At 73.4% G+C, this 20,424-nt stretch carries 1 protein-coding gene; it reads right to left on the reverse strand.

The features are described from left to right. Positions 1-14: 14 nt before the first annotated feature. Positions 15-20,369 carry a type I polyketide synthase gene (locus ACIQOW_RS17175; protein WP_401085262.1) on the reverse strand — a complete coding sequence of 6,785 codons (20,355 nt, stop codon included), beginning with the start codon at positions 20,367-20,369 and terminating at the stop codon, positions 15-17. Positions 20,370-20,424 lie beyond the last annotated feature (55 nt).

A 20,424-nucleotide genomic window follows, 5' to 3' on the forward strand; every position in this document is an offset into this window, starting at 1 on the left:
GGGCGGCTGCGGGCTCACTGGCCGAGCTCGTTGTCGAGGAGGTCGAACAGCTCGTCCGCGGTCACCGACTCCAGGGAGTCGGCCTCGTCCGTGCCGTCCGCCTCGGCCTGGGCTCCGGTCCACCGCGACATCACGGCCCGCAGTCGGGCGGTGATTCCGGAGCGCTCGTCGGTACCGGTGTCGGAACCGCCCGCGATCGCCGCGAGCAGCGACTCCAGCTTGTCGAGTTCCGAGTGGACGGACTGGGCCGCCGTCTCGTCCGTCGCCGTGCCGAGCTCCGCCGCCAGGTAGTCGGCCACACCGGCCGGGGCCGGGTAGTCGAAGATCAGCGTCGCCGGGAGGCGCAGTCCGGTCGCCTTGCCGAGCCCGTTGCGCAGCTCGATGGCGGTGAGCGAGTCGACACCCAGCTCCAGGAAGCCGCGCTTCGGGTCGATGTCGTCCGCTCCCGCGAAGCCGAGGACGGCCGCGGTGTGGGACCGGACGAGGTCGAGCAGCAGGGCCCGCCGCTCCTCCGGCTCCAGGCCGGCCAGGCGCTCCGCGAGGGCCTCCGTGCCCGCCGTCCCCGTCTGCTCCCCGGCCGCGGCGCGGCGGGCGGGGGTGCGGACCAGGGCCCGCAGCAGCGGCGGGACGCCGGCCGTCGCGGCCTGCCGGCGGACGCCGGCCAGGTCCAGCCGGACGGGCACGAGCAGTGCCTGTCCTGAGGTCCAGGCGGCATCGAGCAGAGCGAGGCCCTCGGTGTCCGTCAGGCCGTCGTGGCGACGGCGGTCGGCCTCGGTGAGACCACCCGCCATGCCACCGCTCTGCTCCCACGCGCCCCAGGCCAGCGACGTCGCCGGCAGACCCAGCGCGTGGCGGTGAGCGGCCAGAGCATCCAGGAAGGTGTTCGCCGCCGCGTAGTTCGCCTGACCCGGGTTACCCAGCACACCGGCCGCGGAGGAGAACAGAACGAATGCCCTGAGGTCCAGCTCGCGGGTCAGCTCGTGCAAGTTGTGGGCGGCGTCCACCTTCGGACGCAGCACCGCCTCCAACCGCTCCGGGGTCAGCGAACCGACCACGCCGTCGTCCAGCACACCGGCGGTGTGAACAACCGCGGTGAGCGGGTGCTCGGCCGGGACGGCCGAGATCAGCTTCTCCAGGGCGTCACGGTCGGCGGCATCGCACGCGGCGATCTCCACCGCGACGGCACCCAAGCCCATCAGCTCATCCGCCAACTCCTGCGCACCCTCGGCGGCCAGGCCACGACGACTGGTCAGAACCAGGTGACGGACACCGTGCTCGGCGACCAGATGACGGGCGACGAGCGAACCCAGCGCACCCGTACCACCGGTGACCAGCACCGTGCCGCCCTCGGCGAGAACGACCTCGCCCTCGGCGACCGGCGTCCTGGTCAGACGCGGCACCACGATCTCGCCACCGCGCAGCACCGCCTCCGGCTCACCGGACAGTGCCACCGCCGCCAGCCGCTCCCAGGCCGGCACCCCGTCCTCGACGTCCAGGAGCACGAACCGCTCCGGGTTCTCCGCCTGAGCGGAACGCACCAGACCCCAGACGGGCGCGTTGACGAGATCCTCGGCCAGCGCACCGCGCGTCACGAACACCAGGCGGGAGTCGGCGAAACGCTCCTCCCCCAGCCAGCCCTGCACCAACGCCAGCGCCTCCAGCGCCGACCGGTGAGCAGCACCCACCACGTCATCGCCCTCGAACGGCGCCACCGGCACGAACACCAGCTCCGGCACCGAACCGGCCGCAGCCAGCTCCGCCAGACCCGCACCCGACTCCAGCACACTCCACGAAGCCTCAACCGACTCCGGAACCGCAAGCTCCGACCACTCCAGCTGGAACAACGCCTCATGGAACGCCCGCCGCGCAGAAGCCAGTTGGCCCGCATCCACCGGGCGCAGCATCAGCGAACCGACAGCCGCGACCGGAGCACCCGAGGAGTCGGCCACCGACAGCGTCACCGCGTCCGTGCCCGCCGACGACACCTTCACTCGCAGGACGGACGCGCCCGTGGCGTACAGCGAGACCCCGTTCCACGAGAACGGCAGCCGCGCGCCCTCCGACTCCGCCAGGAAGTCGCCCAGCGCGATGCCGTGCAGCGCGGCATCCAGCAGCGCCGGGTGAAGGCCGAAGCCGTCGACCGACGTGTCCTCGGGCAGCGCGATCTCCGCGAAGACGGCATCCTCGGCACGCCAGGCGGCCCGCAGGCCCTGGAACACCGGACCGTACGCCAGGCCGGTGGCGGCCAGGCCCTCGTACAGGTCCTCGACGTCCACGGACTCGGCGTCCTTCGGCGGCCACACCGACAGGTCGAACGCCGGCTCAGTGGCACCGGCCGCCAGGAAGCCGACCGCGTGCCGCGTCCACGGCTCCGTTGCCGCCGCGTCGTCCGGGCGGGAGTAGACCGCCACCGGACGGGAACCGTCGGCGTCGACCGCCTCCACGGACACCCGCAGGGCGACTCCGCCCTGCTCGGGCAGAACGAGCGGGGCCTGGATGGTCAGTTCCTCGACCCGGCCGCAGCCGACCTGGTCACCGGCGTGGATCGCCAGCTCCAGCAGACCCGTACCCGGCACCAGGACCGAACCCGACACCGCGTGATCAGCAAGCCACGGGTGCGTCTGGACGGACACCCGGCCCGTCAGCAGCACGCCGTCCGAGTCCGGCAGAGCGATCGCCGCGCCCAGCAGCGGGTGCCCCGTCACGGCCTGGCCCAGCCGGCTCGCGTCGCCCGGGGCGGAGGACGTGGCCTTGAGCCAGAAGTGCTCGTGCTGGAAGGCGTACGTCGGCAGGTCGGTGCGGCGCGCGCCGCGACCGGCGAAGACGGCCTCCCAGTCGAGTGCCACACCCTGGGTGTGGAGACCGGTGACGGCCTGGGTGAAGGACAGCGCCTCCGGCCGGTCCCTGCGCAGGACCGGGGCGAACACCGAGTCCTCCGCGTCGGCCAGGACGCCCTGGGCCAGGGCCGACAGGGTGCCGTCCGGGCCCAGCTCCAGGAACGTGGTGACGCCCTGAGCGGCGAGGTACGCGATGCCGTCGGCGAAGCGGACCGCCTCGCGGACGTGCCGCACCCAGTACTCGGGCGAGGTCAGTTCGGTGGCGAGTTCACCCGTGACGTTGGAGACGACGGCGAACTTCGGCTCGGAGTAGGTGAGTTCGGACGCCACGGCGCGGAATTCGGCCAGCATCGGCTCCATCCGCGGCGAGTGGAACGCGTGACTCACCCGCAGCTGACGGCCCTTACGACCCTCGCTCTTCCAGTGCTCCAACACCTCCAGCACTGCGGCCTCGTCACCCGAAACCACCACCGACGTCGGCCCGTTGACCGCCGCGACGGCGATCTCCGACTCCCGGCCCGCCAGCAGGGGCAGGATCTCGGCCTCGGTCGCCTCGATGGCGGCCATCGCACCACCCGTGGGCAGGGCCTGCATCAGCCGGCCTCGCGCCTCGACCAGCTTCGCCGCGTCATCCAGGGAAAGGACCCCGGCGACGTGCGCGGCCGCGATCTCACCGACCGAGTGGCCGACCAGGAAGTCGGGCTTCAGGCCCCACGACTCCACCAGACGGAACAACGCCACCTCGACGGCGAACAGCGCCGCCTGCGTGTAAGCCGTCTGGTCCAGCAGCTCCGAAGCCTCGAACACCACGTCCTTCAACGGGAATTCGAACCTGGCACACACCTCATCGAAGGCGGCGGCAAAGATCGGGAACGCCTCGTACAGATCCCGGCCCATCCCCGCCCGCTGGCTCCCCTGCCCCGTGAACAGGAACGCCAGCTTCCCGTAAGCGACAGTCTCCGTACCCGACTCACCAGCCGCCAGCCCCGCAAGACCCGCCAGCAGTTCCTCCCGGTTCCCGCCCGACACCACCGCACGGTGGTCGAAGCGCGCCCGCGACACCGCCAGCGAGAAGCCGACGTCCACCGGCGACAGCTCCGGCCGCTCCCCGACAAAGGAAGCCAGGTTCGCGGCCTGCGTACGCAGCGCCGCCTCCGACTTGCCCGACACCACCCACGCGACAGGGGCAGCGACCGTCGCCTCGTCGGCCTCGACGGCCTTCTCGACGGGCGCCTGCTCCAGGATCACGTGCGCGTTGGTGCCGCTGATGCCGAAGGACGACACCGCCGCGCGGCGCGGACGCCCGAGCTCCGGCCAGTCCCGCGCCTCCGTGAGCAGTTCGACCGAGCCCGCCGACCAGTCGACGTGCGGGGTCGGCTCGTCCACGTGCAGGGTCTGCGGGAGGACGCCCTCCTGGAGTGCCAGCACCATCTTGATGATGCCCGCGACGCCGGCAGCGGCCTGGGTGTGGCCGAGGTTGGACTTGATCGACCCGAGCCAGAGCGGCTCGCCCTCCTCGCGGCCCTGCCCGTACGTGGCCAGCAGCGCCTGGGCCTCGATCGGGTCGCCGAGCGTGGTGCCGGTGCCGTGCGCCTCGACCACGTCCACGTCGCTCGTGGTGAGACCCGCGTCGGCCAGGGCCTGGCGGATCACCCGCTGCTGCGAGGGGCCGTTCGGGGCGGTGAGGCCGTTCGACGCACCGTCCTGGTTGACGGCCGAACCACGCACCACCGCAAGCACCTTGTGCCCGTTACGGCGCGCGTCCGACAGCCGCTCCACGAGCAGCATGCCGACACCCTCCGACCAGCCGGTGCCGTCGGCCGCGCCCGCGAAGGGCTTGCAGCGGCCGTTCAGCGCCAGACCGCGCTGAAGGGCGAAGCCGGCGAAGGTGTCCGGGGTGGACATGACCGTCACACCGCCGACCAGGGCCATCGAGCAGTCGCCGCGCCGCAGCGACTGGGTCGCCATCTGGAGCGCGACCAGCGAGGAGGAGCACGCCGTGTCGACCGTCACCGCCGGGCCCTCGAAGCCGAAGGTGTACGAGACACGCCCGGACACCACACTGCTCGCGCTGCCGTTGCCGAGGAAGCCGGCCAGCTCCTCCGGGATCTCGGTGAGCCGGGAGGCCCAGTTGTGGTACATCACGCCGGCGAACACGCCGGTCTGGCTGCCGCGTACGGAGGCCGGGTCGATGCCGGCCCGCTCGAAGGTCTCCCAGGAGGCCTCCAGCAGCAGGCGCTGCTGCGGGTCCATGGCGAGCGCCTCGCGCGGCGAGATCCCGAAGAAGGTCGGGTCGAAGTCGGCCGCCTTCTGGAGGAAACCGCCCTCCAGGAGGTAGTCGGACGCGGGACGGTCGGTGTCACCGTCGAACAGGCCGTCCAGGTCCCAGCCGCGGTCGGCCGGGAACGGCACGATGCCGTCGCCGCCGGCCAGCAGGAACTGCCACAGCCCCTCCGGCGAGGTGATCCCGCCCGGGTAGCGGCAGGCCATCCCGACGATGGCGATCGGCTCGTCGTCCAGGGCTGTCCGGACGGCCGTCGGCTCGACGACCTCGGGCTCCTCGCCCAGCACCTCACCGAGCAGGAACTCGGCGACGGACACCGCGTTCGGGTAGTCGAAGACCAGCGTCGCCGGCAGTCGCAGACCGGTCGCCGTCCCGAGCTGGTTGCGCAGCTCGACCGCCGTCAGCGAGTCGAAGCCCAGCTCCTTGAACGCCCGCTCCGGCTCCACCGCCGACGCGCCCTGGTGACCCAGCACCCCGGCCACCTGGCCGCGCACCAGCTCCAGCAGCAGCGCCCGCCGCTCCTCGGCCGACAGACCCGCCAGCCGCTGGGCCAGCGCACCCGTCTCCGCCGTCGCCGCCTGGGCCGCCCGGCGCGAGGAGACCCGCACCAGGGACCGCATCAGCGGCGGCACACCGACCGCCGGGGCCTGCGCCCGCACGGCGGCCAGGTCCAGCCGCATCGGCACCAGCAGCGCCCGGTCCGACACCCAGCCGGCGTCGAACAGTTCCAGGCCCTCGTCACTCGACAGACCGGCCAGCCCGCCCCGGTTCATCCGGTTGAGGTTGGTGTCCCCGAGGTCGCCGGCCATGCCGCTCTGCTCCCAGGCACCCCAGGCCAGCGAGGTCGCGGCCAGGCCGAGCGAGCGGCGGTGCTCCGCCAGCGCGTCCAGGAAGGTGTTGGCGGCGGCGTAGTTGCCCTGACCGGCGCTGCCCATCACACCGGCGACGGAGGAGAACAGCACGAACGCCGACAGGTCCAGCTCACGGGTCAGCTCGTGCAGGTTGTGAGCCGCGTCCACCTTCGGACGCAGCACCGCCTCCAGCCGCTCAGGCGTGAGCGAGCCGATCACGCCGTCGTCCAGCACACCGGCCGTGTGCACGACCGCGGTGAGCGGGTGCCCGGCGGGAACGGTGGCCAGCAGGGCGGCGAGCGCCTCACGGTCGGCGGCGTCGCAGGCCGCGACCTCCACCTCGGCCGCGCCCAACTCGACCAGCTCGTCCGCCAGTTCCCGCGCGCCCTCGGCGGCCAGGCCGCGGCGGCTGGTCAGCACGAGGTGACGGACGCCGTGCTCGGTGACCAGGTGACGGGCGACCAGCGAACCCAGCGCGCCCGTACCGCCGGTGACCAGCACCGTCCCGCCCTCGGCGAGAGCGACCTCGGTCGCGCTCGTCCGGGAGGCGCGGACCAGCCGCGAGACGACGATCTCACCGTCGCGCACCACGGCCTCGGTCTCGTCCGAGCCGAGGACCGACCAGAGCAGCCCCGGGGTCACCGAAGCGTCGGCGTCCACCAGCACGAACCGGCCCGGGTTCTCCGACTGCGCCGTCCGCACCAGACCCCACACCGGGGCACCGGCCAGATCATCGCCCAGCGCACCCCGCGTCACGAAGACCAGGCGGGAGTCGGCGAAACGCTCCTCCGCCAGCCAGCCCTGCACCAGCTCCAGCGCCTCCAGCGCCGACCGGTGAGCGGCACCCACCACGTCAACGCCCTCGGACGACACGACCGGCGCGAACACCACCTCCGGCACCGAACCGGCAGCGGCCAGCTCCGCCAGACCGGCATACCCGGTGCCACCGGCGAAGACACCCTCCGCCGCACCCAGCACCGCCCACGAACCGGCACCGGCCGCCGGCAGCGCCAGCACCGACCAGTCCAGCCCGAACAGCGCCTCGTGTGCCGTGTCGCGGCCCGCCGACAGCTGAGCGGCGAGCGGACGCAGCGCCATCGACGCGACGGCGGCGACCGGGGAGCCGGTCTCGTCGGCGGTCGCGATGGACACCGCGTCCGTGCCGGCGGGTGACAGCTTCACCCGCAGGACGGACGCGCCGGTGGCGTACAGGGACACCCCGCTCCAGGCGAACGGCAGCCACGAACCCTCGGCGGTGGCCGTGTCCACGAACTCGCCCAGGGCCACGGCGTGCAGCGCGGCGTCCAGCAGCGCCGGGTGAAGACCGAAGCCGTCGACCGACACGCCCTCGGGCAGCGCGATCTCCGCGAAGACGGCGTCCTCGGCACGCCAGGCGGCGCGCAGGCCCTGGAACACCGGGCCGTAGACCAGGCCACCGGCGGCCAGACCCTCGTACAGGTCCTCCACCTCGACCGGCTGGGCGCCCTTCGGCGGCCACACGGACAGGTCGAACGCCGGCTCGGCGGCGCGGGCCGCCAGGAAGCCGGCCGCGTGCCGCGTCCACGGCTCGTCGTTCTCGGCGTCGTCCGGGCGGGAGTAGACCGCGACCGGACGCAGACCGTCCGCGCCGGCCGCCTCCACGGAGACCCGCAGGGCGATGCCGCCCTGCTCGGGCAGAACAAGCGGGGCCTGGAGCATCAGCTCCTCGACCTGACCGAAGCCCACCTGGTCACCGGCGTGGATCGCCAGCTCCAACAGACCCGTACCCGGCACCAACACCGAACCCGACACCGCGTGATCAGCAAGCCACGCGTGCGACTGGAGCGACAGGCGGCCCGTCAGCAGGACGCCGTCCGAGTCCGGCAGAGCGATCGCCGCACCCAGCAGCGGGTGACCGGTCTTCCCCAGGCCCAGGCTCGTCGCGTCGCCGGCCGCGGCGGTCGCGCGCAGCCAGTAGTGCTGGTGCTGGAAGGCGTACGTCGGCAGGTCGATGCGGCGCGCGCCGCGACCGGCGAAGACACCGTCCCAGTCGAGCGCCGCGCCCCGGGTGTGCAGGCCGGTGACGGCCTGGGTGAAGGACAGTGCCTCCGGGCGGTCCCTGCGCAGAACGGGCGCGAAATGGCCCTCGGCGATCTCCTGCGCCAGAGCCGACAGGGTGCCGTCCGGACCCAGCTCCAGGAACGTGGTCACGCCCTGAGCGGCGAGGTAGGCGATGCCGTCGGCGAAGCGCACAGCCTCGCGGACGTGGCGCACCCAGTACTCGGGCGAGGTCAGCTCGGTGGCGAGTTCACCCGTGACATTGGAGACCACCGCGAACTTCGGCTCCGAGTACGTGAGTTCGGACGCCACGGCACGGAACTCGGACAGCATCGGCTCCATCCGCGGCGAGTGGAACGCGTGGCTCACCCGCAGCTGACGACCCCGACGGCCCTTGGCCTTCCAGTACTCCAGCACCTCCAGGACGGCAGCCTCGTCGCCCGAAACAACCACCGACGTCGGCCCGTTGACGGCGGCCACGGCGATCTCGGCTTCCCGGCCGGCCAACAGCGGCAGCACCTCGGCCTCGGTCGCCTCGATGGCCGCCATCGCACCACCGACGGGCAGCGCCTGCATCAGCCGGCCACGCGCCTCCACCAGCTTCGCGGCATCGTCCAGCGACAGCACACCGGCAACGTGGGCGGCAGCGATCTCACCTACAGAGTGGCCGACCAGGAAGTCGGGCTTCAGACCCCAGGACTCGACCAGGCGGAACAACGCGACCTCGACGGCGAACAGCGCCGCCTGCGTGTAAGCCGTCTGGTCCAGCAGCTCCGAAGCCTCGAACACCACGTCCTTCAACGGGAATTCAAACCTGGCACACACCTCGTCGAACGCGGCGGCAAAGGTCGGGAACGCCGCGTACAGCTCACGCCCCATCCCCGCCCGCTGACTCCCCTGCCCCGTGAACAGGAACGCGAGCCCGCCGACCGAGGCGACCGCCCCGGCGGCGTCCCCGGCGGCCACCGCCGCGAGGCCCGCCAGCAGTTCGTCCCGGTCCGTACCGGAGACGACCGCACGGTGGTCGAAGCGGGAGCGCGACAGCGCCAGCGAGTACCCGACATCGGCGGGCGACAGCTCCGCCCGCTCCCCGACGAAGGCCGCCAGGCGCGCGGCCTGGTCCCGCAGCGCCGCCTCGGACTTGCCCGACAGCACCCAGGACACCGGAGCGTCGACCGTCACCTCGTCGGCCTGGACGGCCTTCTCGGCGGGCGCCTGCTCCAGCACCACGTGCGCGTTGGTGCCGCTGATGCCGAAGGACGACACCGCCGCCCGGCGCGGACGTCCGACCGCCGGCCAGTCGCGCGCCTCCGTGAGCAGCTCGACCGCGCCCGCCGACCAGTCGACGTGCGGGGTCGGCTCGTCCACGTGCAGGGTCTGCGGCAGCACCCCGTTGCGCAGCGCCATGACCATCTTGATGATGCCCGCCGCACCGGCGGCCGCCTGGGTGTGGCCGAGGTTGGACTTCACCGAGCCGAGCCAGAGCGGCTCGCGGCCATCGCGCCCCTGGCCGTACGTGGCCAGCAGCGCCTGTGCCTCGATCGGGTCACCCAGTCGGGTACCCGTCCCGTGCGCCTCGACCACGTCTACGTCGCCCGTGGTCAGACCCGAGTCGGCCAGGGCCTGGCGGATCACCCGCTGCTGCGACGGACCGTTCGGGGCGGTGAGGCCGTTCGACGCACCGTCCTGGTTCACCGCCGAACCCCGCACCACCGCAAGCACCTTGTGCCCGTTACGGCGCGCGTCCGACAGCCGCTCGACGAGCAGCATGCCGACGCCCTCCGACCAGGACGTGCCGTCGGCCGCGCCCGCGAAGGCCTTGATCCGGCCGTCGGAGGCCAGGCCGCGCTGGAGGGCGAAGTCGATGAAGGTGTCCGGGTTCGGCATGACGGTGACGCCGCCCGCGAGGGCGAGCGTGCACTCGCCGCGGCGCAGGGCCTGCGCCGCGAGGTGCAGGGTGACCAGCGAGGAGGAGCACGCCGTGTCGACCGTCACCGCCGGGCCTTCGAGGCCGAAGGTGTAGGAGACGCGACCGGACACCACGCTGCTGGAGTTGCCGGTGCCGAGGAAACCGCCGACACCGTCGGGGATCTCGGTGACCCGCGCCGCGTAGTTGTGGTACATCACGCCGGCGAACACGCCGGTCCGGCTGCCGCGCACCGACGCCGGGTCGATGCCGGCCCGCTCGAAGGCCTCCCAGGAGGCCTCCAGCAGCAGGCGCTGCTGCGGGTCCATGGCGAAGGCCTCGTGCGGCGAGATGCCGAAGAAGGCGGGGTCGAACTCGGCGGCCTCGTGCAGGAATCCACCGGCCAGCGCGTACGTGGTGCCGGGCTGGTCCGGGTCCTCGAGGAACTGCTCCTCGACGTTCCAGCCGCGGTCCGTCGGGAAGCGCGAGGTTCCGTCGCCGCCGGCCAGCAGGAACTGCCACAGCCCCTCCGGCGAGGTGATCCCGCCCGGGTAGCGGCAGGCCATGCCGACGATCGCGATCGGCTCGTCGTCCATCGCCGTGCGGACGGCCGTCGGCTCGACGACCTCGGGCTCCTCGCCCAACACCTCACCGAGCAGGAACTCGGCGACGGACACCGCGTTCGGGTAGTCGAAGACCAGCGTCGCCGGCAGTCGCAGACCGGTCGCCGTCCCGAGCTGGTTGCGCAGCTCGACCGCCGTGAGCGAGTCGAAGCCCAGCTCCTTGAACGCCCGCTCCGGCTCGACGGCCGACGCGCCCTGGTGGCCCAGCACCGCGGCCACCTGGCCGCGCACCAGCTCCAGCAGCAGCGCGCGGCGCTCCTCGGTCACCAGGCCGACGAGCCGCTGGGCCAGCGCGCCCGTCTCGGCCGTCGTGGCCTGCGCCGTCCGGCGCGAGGAGACCCGCACCAGGGACCGCATCAGCGGCGGCACGCCCACGGCCGGGGCCTGCGCCCGCACGGCGGCCAGGTCCAGCCGCATCGGCACCAGCAGCGCCCGGTCCGACACCCAGCCGGCGTCGAACAGCTCCAGGCCCTCGTCACTCGACAGACCGGCCAGCCCGCCCCGGTTCATCCGGTTGACGTCGACGTCGTCCAGCTCGGCGGTCATGCCGCCGAACCGGGCCCACGGGCCCCAGGCCAGCGAGGTCGCGGCCAGGCCGAGCGAGCGGCGGTGCTCCGCCAGCGCGTCCAGGAAGGTGTTGGCGGCGGCGTAGTTGCCCTGACCGGCGCTGCCCATCACACCGGCGACGGAGGAGAACAGCACGAAGGCGCTGAGCTCCAGGTCGCGGGTCAGCTCGTGCAGGTTGAACGCGGCGTCCACCTTCGGGCGCAGCACCGCCTCCAGCCGCTCCGGGGTGAAGGAGCCGATCACGCCGTCGTCCAGGACACCGGCCGTGTGCACGACTGCTGCCAGCGGGCGGCGGCCGGCGATGGTGCCGAGCAGCTCCGTCAGGGCGTCGCGGTCGGCGGCGTCGCACGCGGCGACCTCCACCTCGGCGGCGCCCAACTCGACCAGCTCGTCCGCCAGTTCCCGCGCACCCTCGGCGGCCAGGCCGCGACGGCTGGTCAGGACCAGGTGTCGGACGCCGTGCTCGGTGACCAGGTGACGGGCGACCAGCGAGCCGAGCGCGCCCGTACCGCCGGTGACCAGCACCGTGCCGGCCTCGTCCAGCTCGAACCCGCCCTCGATGACCGGCGTCCGGGTCAGGCGCGGCACCCGCACCGCGCCGTCGCGCACCACGGCCTCGGTCTCGTCCGAGCCGAGAACCGACCAGAGCAGCCCCGGGGTCACCGAAGCGTCGGCGTCCACCAGCACGAACCGGCCCGGGTTCTCCGACTGCGCCGTCCGCACCAGACCCCACACCGGGGCACCGGCCAGCTCGTCGCCCAGCGCGCCACGGGTGACGAACACCAGACGGGAACCGGCGAAACGCTCCTCCGCCAGCCAGCCCTGCACCAGCTCCAGCGCCTCCAGCGCCGACCGGTGAGCGGCACCCACCACGTCAACGCCCTCGGACGACACGACCGGCGCGAACACCACCTCCGGCACCGAACCGGCAGCGGCCAGCTCCGCCAGACCCGCGTACCCGGTGCCACCGGCGAAGACACCCTCCGCCGCACCCAGCACCGCCCACGAACCGGCACCGGCCGCCGGCAGCGCCAGCACCGACCAGTCCAGCCCGAACAGCGCCTCGTGCATCGCCTCACGGCCCGCCGACAGCTGGTCGGCCGTGATCCGGCGGAAGACCAGGGAGTCGGTCGAGGCGACCGGGCTGCCGGTGCCGTCGGCCATCACCAGGGAGACACCGTCCTGGCCGGACGGGGTCAGCCGGATGCGCAGCAGCGACGCGCCGGTGGCGTGCAGGGAGACGCCGTTCCAGGCGAACGGCAGACCCGTCCCCTCGCCGTCCGCGTCACGGGCGGTGCCCAGGGCGGCGGCGTGCAGCGCGGCGTCGAAGAGGGCCGGGTGAACACCGAAACCGTCGACCGACACGCCCTCGGGCAACTCGACCTCGGCGTACACGGCGTCATCGGCACGCCAGGCGGCGCGCAGGCCCCGGAACACCGGGCCGTAGACCAGACCGGTGGCAGCGAGGCCCTCGTACAGCTCGTCGACCTCGACCGGCTGGGCGCCCTTCGGCGGCCACACCGACAGGTCGAACGCCGGCTCGGCGGCACCGGCCGCCAGGAAGCCGGCCGCGTGCCGCGTCCACGGCTCCACGGTGTCCGCCTCGTCCGGGCGGGAGTAGACGGCCACGGGGCGGCGGCCCAGCGCGTCCGCCGCTTCGACGATCACCCGCAGCACCAGGGCGCCGCGCTCGGCGAGGACGAGCGGGGCCTGGAGCATCAGCTCCTCGACCTGGCCGCAGCCGACCTGGTCACCGGCGTGGATCGCCAGCTCCACCAGGCCGGTGCCCGGCAGCACGGCCGAGCCCATCACCAGGTGGTCGGCGATCCACGGGTGCGACTGGAGGGAGAGCCGGCCGGTAAGGACCAGCGTGTCCGACTCCGGCAGAGCGACCGCGGCGCTCAGCATCGGGTGGCCGATCGCCACCTGGCCCAGCACGGAGACGTCGCTCGCCGGTGCGCCCATCTCCAGCCAGAAGTGCTGGTGCTGGAAGGCGTAGGTCGGCAGGTCGATGCGGCGCGCGCCGCGACCGGCGAACACGCCGTCCCAGTCCAGTTCGGCGCCTCGGGCGTGCAGGCCGGTGACGGCCTGGGTGAAGGACAGCGCCTCCGGGCGGTCCTTGCGCAGGACGGGGGCGAAGTGGCCGTCGATGATCTCCTGGGCGAGGGCCGACAGGGTGCCGTCGGGGCCCAGCTCCAGGAACTTGGTGACGCCCTGCTCCGCCAGGTAGGTGATGCCGTCGGCGAAACGGACCGCCCCGCGGACGTGGCGCACCCAGTACTCGGGGGACGTCAGCTCGGTCGCCGGCTCACCGGTCACGTTGGAGACCACCGCGAGCTTCGGCTCGGAGTAGGTCAACTTGGAGGCGACCGAACGGAATTCGGCCAGCATCGGCTCCATCCGCGGCGAGTGGAACGCGTGACTCACCCGCAGCTGACGGCCCTTGCGCCCCTGCGCCTTCCAGTGCTCCAGCACCTCAAGCACAGCGGCCTCGTCACCCGAAACCACCACCGAGGAAGGCCCGTTGACCGCCGCCACGGCGATCTCGGCCTCCCGGCCGGCCAGCAGCGGCAGCACCTCCGCCTCGGTCGCCTGGATCGCCGCCATCGCACCGCCGACGGGCAGCGCCTGCATCAGCCGGCCACGCGCCTCGACCAGCTTCGCCGCATCCTCCAGCGACAGCACACCCGCGACATGCGCAGCGGCGATCTCACCCACGGAGTGGCCCACCAGGAAGTCGGGCTTCAGACCCCACGACTCCGCCAGACGGAACAGCGACACCTCGACGGCGAACAGCGCCGCCTGCGTGTAAGCCGTCTGGTCCAGCAGCTCGGACCCGTCGAAGACCAGGTCCTTCAGCGGCACGTCCAGGTGGGCGTCCAGGTGCGCGCCGACCTCGTCGAAGGCCGCAGCGAACACCGGGAACGCCGCGTACAGCTCACGCCCCATCCCGGCCCGCTGGCTGCCCTGCCCGGTGAACAGGAACGCGAGCTTGCCGCGGCTCACCGAGCCGCCGGGCACCTCACCGCTCGCCAGGCCTGCCAGCCCGGCCAGCAGCTCCTCCCGGCTCGTACCCGAGACGACCGCCCGGTACTCGAAGCGGGAGCGCGACAGCGCCAGCGAGTAGCCGACGTCCGTGAGCGGCAGCTCCGGGCGGGCCCCGACGAACGACGCCAGGTTCGCGGCCTGGTCGCGCAGCGCGGCCTCGGACTTGCCCGACACCACCCACGACACCGGAGCGGTGACGGTCGCCTCGACGGCCTCCGCCGGCTCCTCCGCCGGTGCCTGCTCGATGATGGTGTGCACGTTGGTGCCGCTGACGCCGAAGGAGGAGACCGCCGCGCGGCGCGGGCGGCCGAGCGCGGGCCACTCGCGGTTCTCGGTGAGCAGTTCGACCGCGCCCGCCGACCAGTCGACGTGCGGGGTCGGCTCGTCCACGTGCAGGGTCTGCGGGAGGACGCCCTCCCGCATCGCCATGACCATCTTGATCACACCGGCGACACCGGCCGCCGTCTGGGTGTGGCCGATGTTGGACTTGATCGAGCCGAGCCAGAGCGGCTCGGCGCCCTCGCGGCCCTGTCCGTAGGTGGCGATCAGCGCCTGGGCCTCGATCGGGTCGCCCAGGCGGGTGCCGGTGCCGTGCGCCTCGACCACGTCCACGTCGCCCGTGGTCAGCCCGGCACCGGCCAGGGCCTGGCGGATGACGCGCTGCTGCGAGGGACCGTTCGGGGCGGTCAGGCCGTTGGACGCGCCGTCCTGGTTGACGGCCGAACCACGCACCACCGCAAGGACCTTGTGGCCCCTGGCCTGCGCGTCCGACAGCCGCTCCAGCACCAGCAGGCCGGCGCCCTCGGACCAGCCGGTGCCGTCGGCCGCGCCCGCGAAGGCCTTGCAGCGGCCGTCGCCGGAGAGGCCGCGCTGGCGGCTGAACTCGACGAAGGCGCCAGGGGTGGCCATGACGGTGATGCCGCCCGCGAGGGCCATGTCGCACTCGCCCTGGCGCAGCGACTGCGCGGCGAGGTGCAGGGCGACCAGCGAGGAGGAGCAGGCCGTGTCGACGGTGACCGCCGGGCCCTCCAGGCCCAGGGTGTACGAGACTCGGCCGGAGATGACCGACGACTGGGTGCCGGTGAGGAAGTAGCCCTCGGTGCCCTCGGGGGCGTCGGCGTCGATGCCGTAGCCCTGCGAGCCGGCGCCGATGAAGACGCCGCCCTGGGTGCCGTGCAGCGACAGCGGGTCGATGCCCGCGCGCTCCAGCGCCTCCCACGCGGCCTCCAGCAGCAGGCGCTGCTGCGGGTCCATGGCCAGCGCCTCGCGCGGCGAGATCCCGAAGAAGCCGGCGTCGAAGCCGCCCGCGCCGTCGATGAACCCGCCCTCGTAGGCGTAGGTGGTACCGGTCGCCTCCGGGTCCGGGTCGTACAGGTCGTCGATGGGCCAGCCGCGGTCGGTCGGGAACGGCGTGATCGCGTCGCGGCCGTCCAGGACGAGCCGCCACAGCTCCTCGGGGGTGTCGACGCCGCCCGGGTAGCGGCAGCTCATGGCGACGATGGCGATGGGCTCGTCGGCGGTGAGCGCGGTGGCGACGGCGGGCAGCGCCGCGGCGGTGTCGGCGCCGACCAGCTCGGTGCGGATGTGGTCGGCGACGGCGGTGGCGGTCGGGTAGTCGAAGACCAGCGTGGTCGGCATCCTGAGCCCGGTGGCGCCGTTGAGGCGGTTGCGGATGTCGACGGCGGTGAGCGAGTCGAAGCCGAGTTCGCGGAACGCGGCGCCGGGCTCGATGGCGGAGGCCTCGGCGTGGCCGAGGGCGGCGGCGGCCTGGGCCCGCACGAGTTCCAGGACGACGGCGTGCTGCTCGGCCGTGCTCAGGCCGGCCAGCCGCTGCGCGAGGGCGTTGCCGCCGGTGGCGGCGGTCGGGGCCGGGGCCTCGGCGGCGTCCAGGACACGCCGGACCTCGGGCAGGCCGCCGATGAGCGGGCGCTGCCGGACGGCGGAGTAGGCGGGCGCGAAGCGCTCCCAGTCCATGTCGGCGACGGAGACGTTGGTCTCCTCGTGCTCGACGGCCTGGACGAGGGCGGAGACCGCGAGTTCGGGGCTCATCCGCTTGAGGCCGACGCGCAGCATCGCCTCCTCGTCGCCGTCGGTGCCCATGCCGCCGCCGCCCCAGAGTCCCCAGGCGATGGAGGTGGCGGTACGGCCCTTGGCCCGGCGCTGCTCGGCGAAGGCGTCCAGGAAGGAGTTGCCGGCCGCGTAGGCGCCCTGGTCCGCGCCGCCCCAGACGGCGGCGTTGGACGAGAAGAGCACGAAGGCGTCCAGGGGCCGGTCGCCCAGCAGGTCGTCCAGGTGGGTGGCGCCGGCGGCCTTGGCGGCGACGATCCGGGCGACCTCGCCCAGGTCGGTGGTCATCAGCGCGCCGGTGTCGCCGACGCCGGCGGCGTGGACGACCGCGGTGAGCGGCAGGGTGCCGGCCTCCGCGTCGATCCGCTCCAGGACGGCGGCCAGCGCCTCGCGGTCGCCCGCGTCGCACGCCGCGAAGGTGACCCTGGCGCCGGACTCGGCGAGTTCCGCGGCCAGTTCGCCCGCGCCGGGGGCGCGGTCGCCGCGCCGGCTGGTGAGCACCAGGTGCTCGGCGCCGTTGGCGGCCGCCCAGCGGGCGACGTGGCCGCCGAGGGCGCCGGTGCCACCGGTGATCAGGATCGTGCCGCGCGGCGTCCATGAGCCGCCCGCCTGGTCGGCGAGCGAGGAGCGGACCAGGCGGCGGCCGAACACGCCGGTCGCGCGGACCGCGAGCTCGTCCTCCCCGCCCTGGCCGGACAGCACGTCGGCGAGGCGGGTGACGGCACGGTCGTCGACGGTGCCGGGCAGGTCGACCAGGCCGCCCCAGCGGTTCGGGTGCTCCAGGCCGGCCACCCGGCCGAGGCCCCAGACCTGCGCCTGCGCGGGGTCGGCGGCGAGGTCGGAGCGGCCGACGGAGATGCCGCCACGGGTGGCGAGCCAGAGCGGGGCCTCGACGGCCGCGTCGCCGAGTGCCTGGACGAGGGTGAGCGTCCCGGCGAGCCCGGCGGGCACGAAGGGGTGGGCGGCGTGCGGGGCGGCGTCGAAGCCGAGCAGCGACAGCACGCCGTTCGGCGGGGTGTCACCGGCCGCCGCGCGGATCCGCTCGGCGAGCGCGGCGCGGTCGGTGTCGGCGGCGTCCCACTCGACCCGCACGGCCACGCCGCCGCGGGCCGTCAGGGCACGCTCGGCGGCGGGCACCCAGGCGTCCCCGGCGGCCTCGCCGGCCGGGACGACCAGCAGCCAGGTGCCGGAGACGCCGGCGGTGGGGGCGGAGGAGAGCGGCTTCCAGGTGACGCGGTAGCGCCACGAGTCGACGGTGTTGCGCTGCCGGCTCTGCCGGCGCCAGGTCGACAGCACGGGCAGCGCGGCCTCCAGCCAGGCCGGCTCGGCGCCGTCGACGGCGAGCGCGGCGGCGAGGGCGGCGGTGTCCTCCCGCTCGACGGCCTCCCAGAAGCGCGTCTCCTCGGGCGCGGCACCGCTGACGGCGGCCGGCTCCTCGGGCGCGGCCGACTCCAGCCAGTAGCGCTGGTGCTGGAAGGCGTACGTCGGCAGGTCGGTGCGGCGTGCGCCGCGACCGGCGAAGACGCCGTCCCAGTCGAGCACCGCGCCCCGGGTGTGCAGGCCGGTGACGGCCTGGGTGAAGGTCTGGGTCTCGGGGCGGTCCTTGCGCAGGACGGGGGCGAAGTGGCCGTCGATGATCTCCTGGGCGAGGGCCGACAGGGTGCCGTCGGGGCCCAGCTCCAGGAAGTCGGTGACGCCCTGGGCGGCCAGGTACGCGATGCCGTCGGCGAAACGGACCGCCTCACGGACGTGCCGCACCCAGTACTCGGGCGAGGCCAGTTCGGTGGCGAGCTCGCCCGTGACGTTGGAGACGACGGCGAACTTCGGCTCCGAGTAGGCGAGTTCGGACGCCACGGCGCGGAACTCGGCCAGCATCGGCTCCATCCGCGGCGAGTGGAACGCGTGACTCACCCGCAGCTGACGGCCCTTGCGCCCCTGCGCCTTCCAGTACTCCAGCACCTCAAGCACAGCGGCCTCGTCACCCGAAACCACCACCGAGGAAGGCCCGTTGACCGCCGCGACAGCGATCTCCGACTCCCGGCCCACCAGCAGCGGCAACACCTCGGCCTCGGTGACCTGGATCGCCGCCATCGTGCCGCCCTCGGGCAGCGCCTGCATCAGCCGGCCACGCGCCTCCACCAGCTTCGCCGCATCCTCCAGCGACAGCACACCGGCAACGTGGGCAGCAGCGATCTCACCCACGGAGTGACCGACCAGGAAGTCGGGCTTCAGACCCCACGACTCCACCAGGCGGAACAGCGCGACCTCGACGGCGAACAGCGCCGCCTGCGTGTACGCGGTCTGGTCCAGCAGCTCCGAAGCCTCGAACACCACGTCCTTCAACGGGAATTCGAACCTGACACACACCTCGTCGAAGGCGGCGGCGAACACCGGGAACGCCGCGTACAGCTCCCGGCCCATCCCCGCCCGCTGGCTCCCCTGCCCCGTGAACAGGAACGCGAGCCCGCCGACCGAACCGGCCGATCCGGCGACGACACCCGCGCCGGTCCGGTCCTCGGCCACCGCCGCGAGGCCGGCGAGCAGTTCGTCGCGGTCCGCGCCCGAGACGACCGCCCGCTGCTCGAACCGGGCCCGCGACAGCGCCAGCGAGTATCCGATGTCCGTGAGCGGCAGCTCCGGCCGCTCCCCGACGAAGGCCGCCAGGCGCGCGGCCTGGTCGCGCAGCGCCGCCTCCGACTTGCCCGACACCACCCACGACACCGGAGCGGTGACGGTGGCCTCCGCCGCCTCCTCGGGCTCCTCCGCCGGAGCCTGCTCCAGGATCACGTGGGCGTTGGTGCCGCTGATGCCGAACGAGGACACCGCCGCCCGGCGCGGACGACCGGCGGCCGGCCAGTCCCGCGCCTCCGTCAGCAGCTCCACCGCGCCCGCCGACCAGTCGACCTTCGTCGACGGCTCGTCCACGTGCAGGGTCTTGGGCATGACGCCGTTGCGCAGCGCCATGACCATCTTGATGATGCCGCCCGCGCCGGCGGCGGCCTGGGTGTGGCCGACGTTGGACTTGAACGAGCCGATCCACAGCGGGTTGTCGGCCGGGCGCTCCTGGCCGTAGGTGTTGATCAGGGCCTGGGCCTCGATCGGGTCGCCCAGGCTGGTGCCGGTGCCGTGTGCCTCGACCACGTCGATCTGGTCGGAGGAGAGCTGCGCGTTGTCCAGCGCCTGGCGGATGACGCGCTGCTGCGACGGGCCGTTCGGCGCGGTCAGGCCGCTGCTCGCACCGTCCTGGTTGACGGCCGAACCCCGCACCACCGCAAGCACCTTGTGACCGTTGCGGCGCGCGTCCGACAGCCGCTCCAGCAGCAGCATGCCGACGCCCTCGGCGAAGCCGGCGCCGTCGGCCCGGTCGGAGAAGGCCTTGCAGCGGCCGTCGGCCGAGAGGCCGCCCTGACGGGCGAGGTCGATGAAGGCCTCGGGGGTGGACATGACCGTGGTGCCGCCGGCCAGGGCCATCGTGCACTCGCCGTTGCGCAGCGCCTGGGCGGCCAGGTGCAGGGTGACGAGGGAGGAGGAGCAGGCCGTGTCGACGGAGACGGCGGGGCCCTCCAGGCCCAGGGTGTAGGAGATCCGGCCGGAGGTGACGCTGTAGGCGTTGCCGGTGCTGAGGTACCCCTCGACGTCCTCGGGGAGGCGGTCGAGCCGGGTCGCGTAGTCCTGGTACATCACGCCCGCGAATACGCCGGTGCGGCTTCCGCGCAGCGAGTGCGGGTCGATTCCGGCGTGCTCGAAGGCCTCCCAGGAGATTTCCAGGAGAAGGCGCTGCTGCGGGTCCATCGCGAGCGCCTCGCGGGGGGAAATCCCGAAGAAGGCGGGGTCGAACTGCGCGGCTTCGTAAAGGAATCCGCTTTCCCGGTTGTAGAACGTTCCGGGCTTTTCCCGGTCGGCGCTGTAGAGCCGTTCGATGTCCCAGCCGCGGTCGGACGGAAGGGCGGACACCGCGTCCCTGCCCTCGGCGACCATCTCCCAGAGTTCCTCGGGGGAATTGGCGCCACCGGGATAGCGGCAGCTCATTCCCACGATGGCGATGGGCTCGTGCGCCCGCGAGTCGGCCTCGTTCAACAGCTGCTTCGTCTGCTGCAGATCGGCCATTACCCGCTTGAGGTAGTCGCGAAGCTTCTGCTCATTCTGCATCTAAAGCAACCTCTTGAGGAGCGCGGCGGGACATCGACATGACTTCACATGCGAC

Source organism: Kitasatospora sp. NPDC091335 (assembly GCF_044757205.1).
Classification (GTDB): domain Bacteria; phylum Actinomycetota; class Actinomycetes; order Streptomycetales; family Streptomycetaceae; genus Kitasatospora.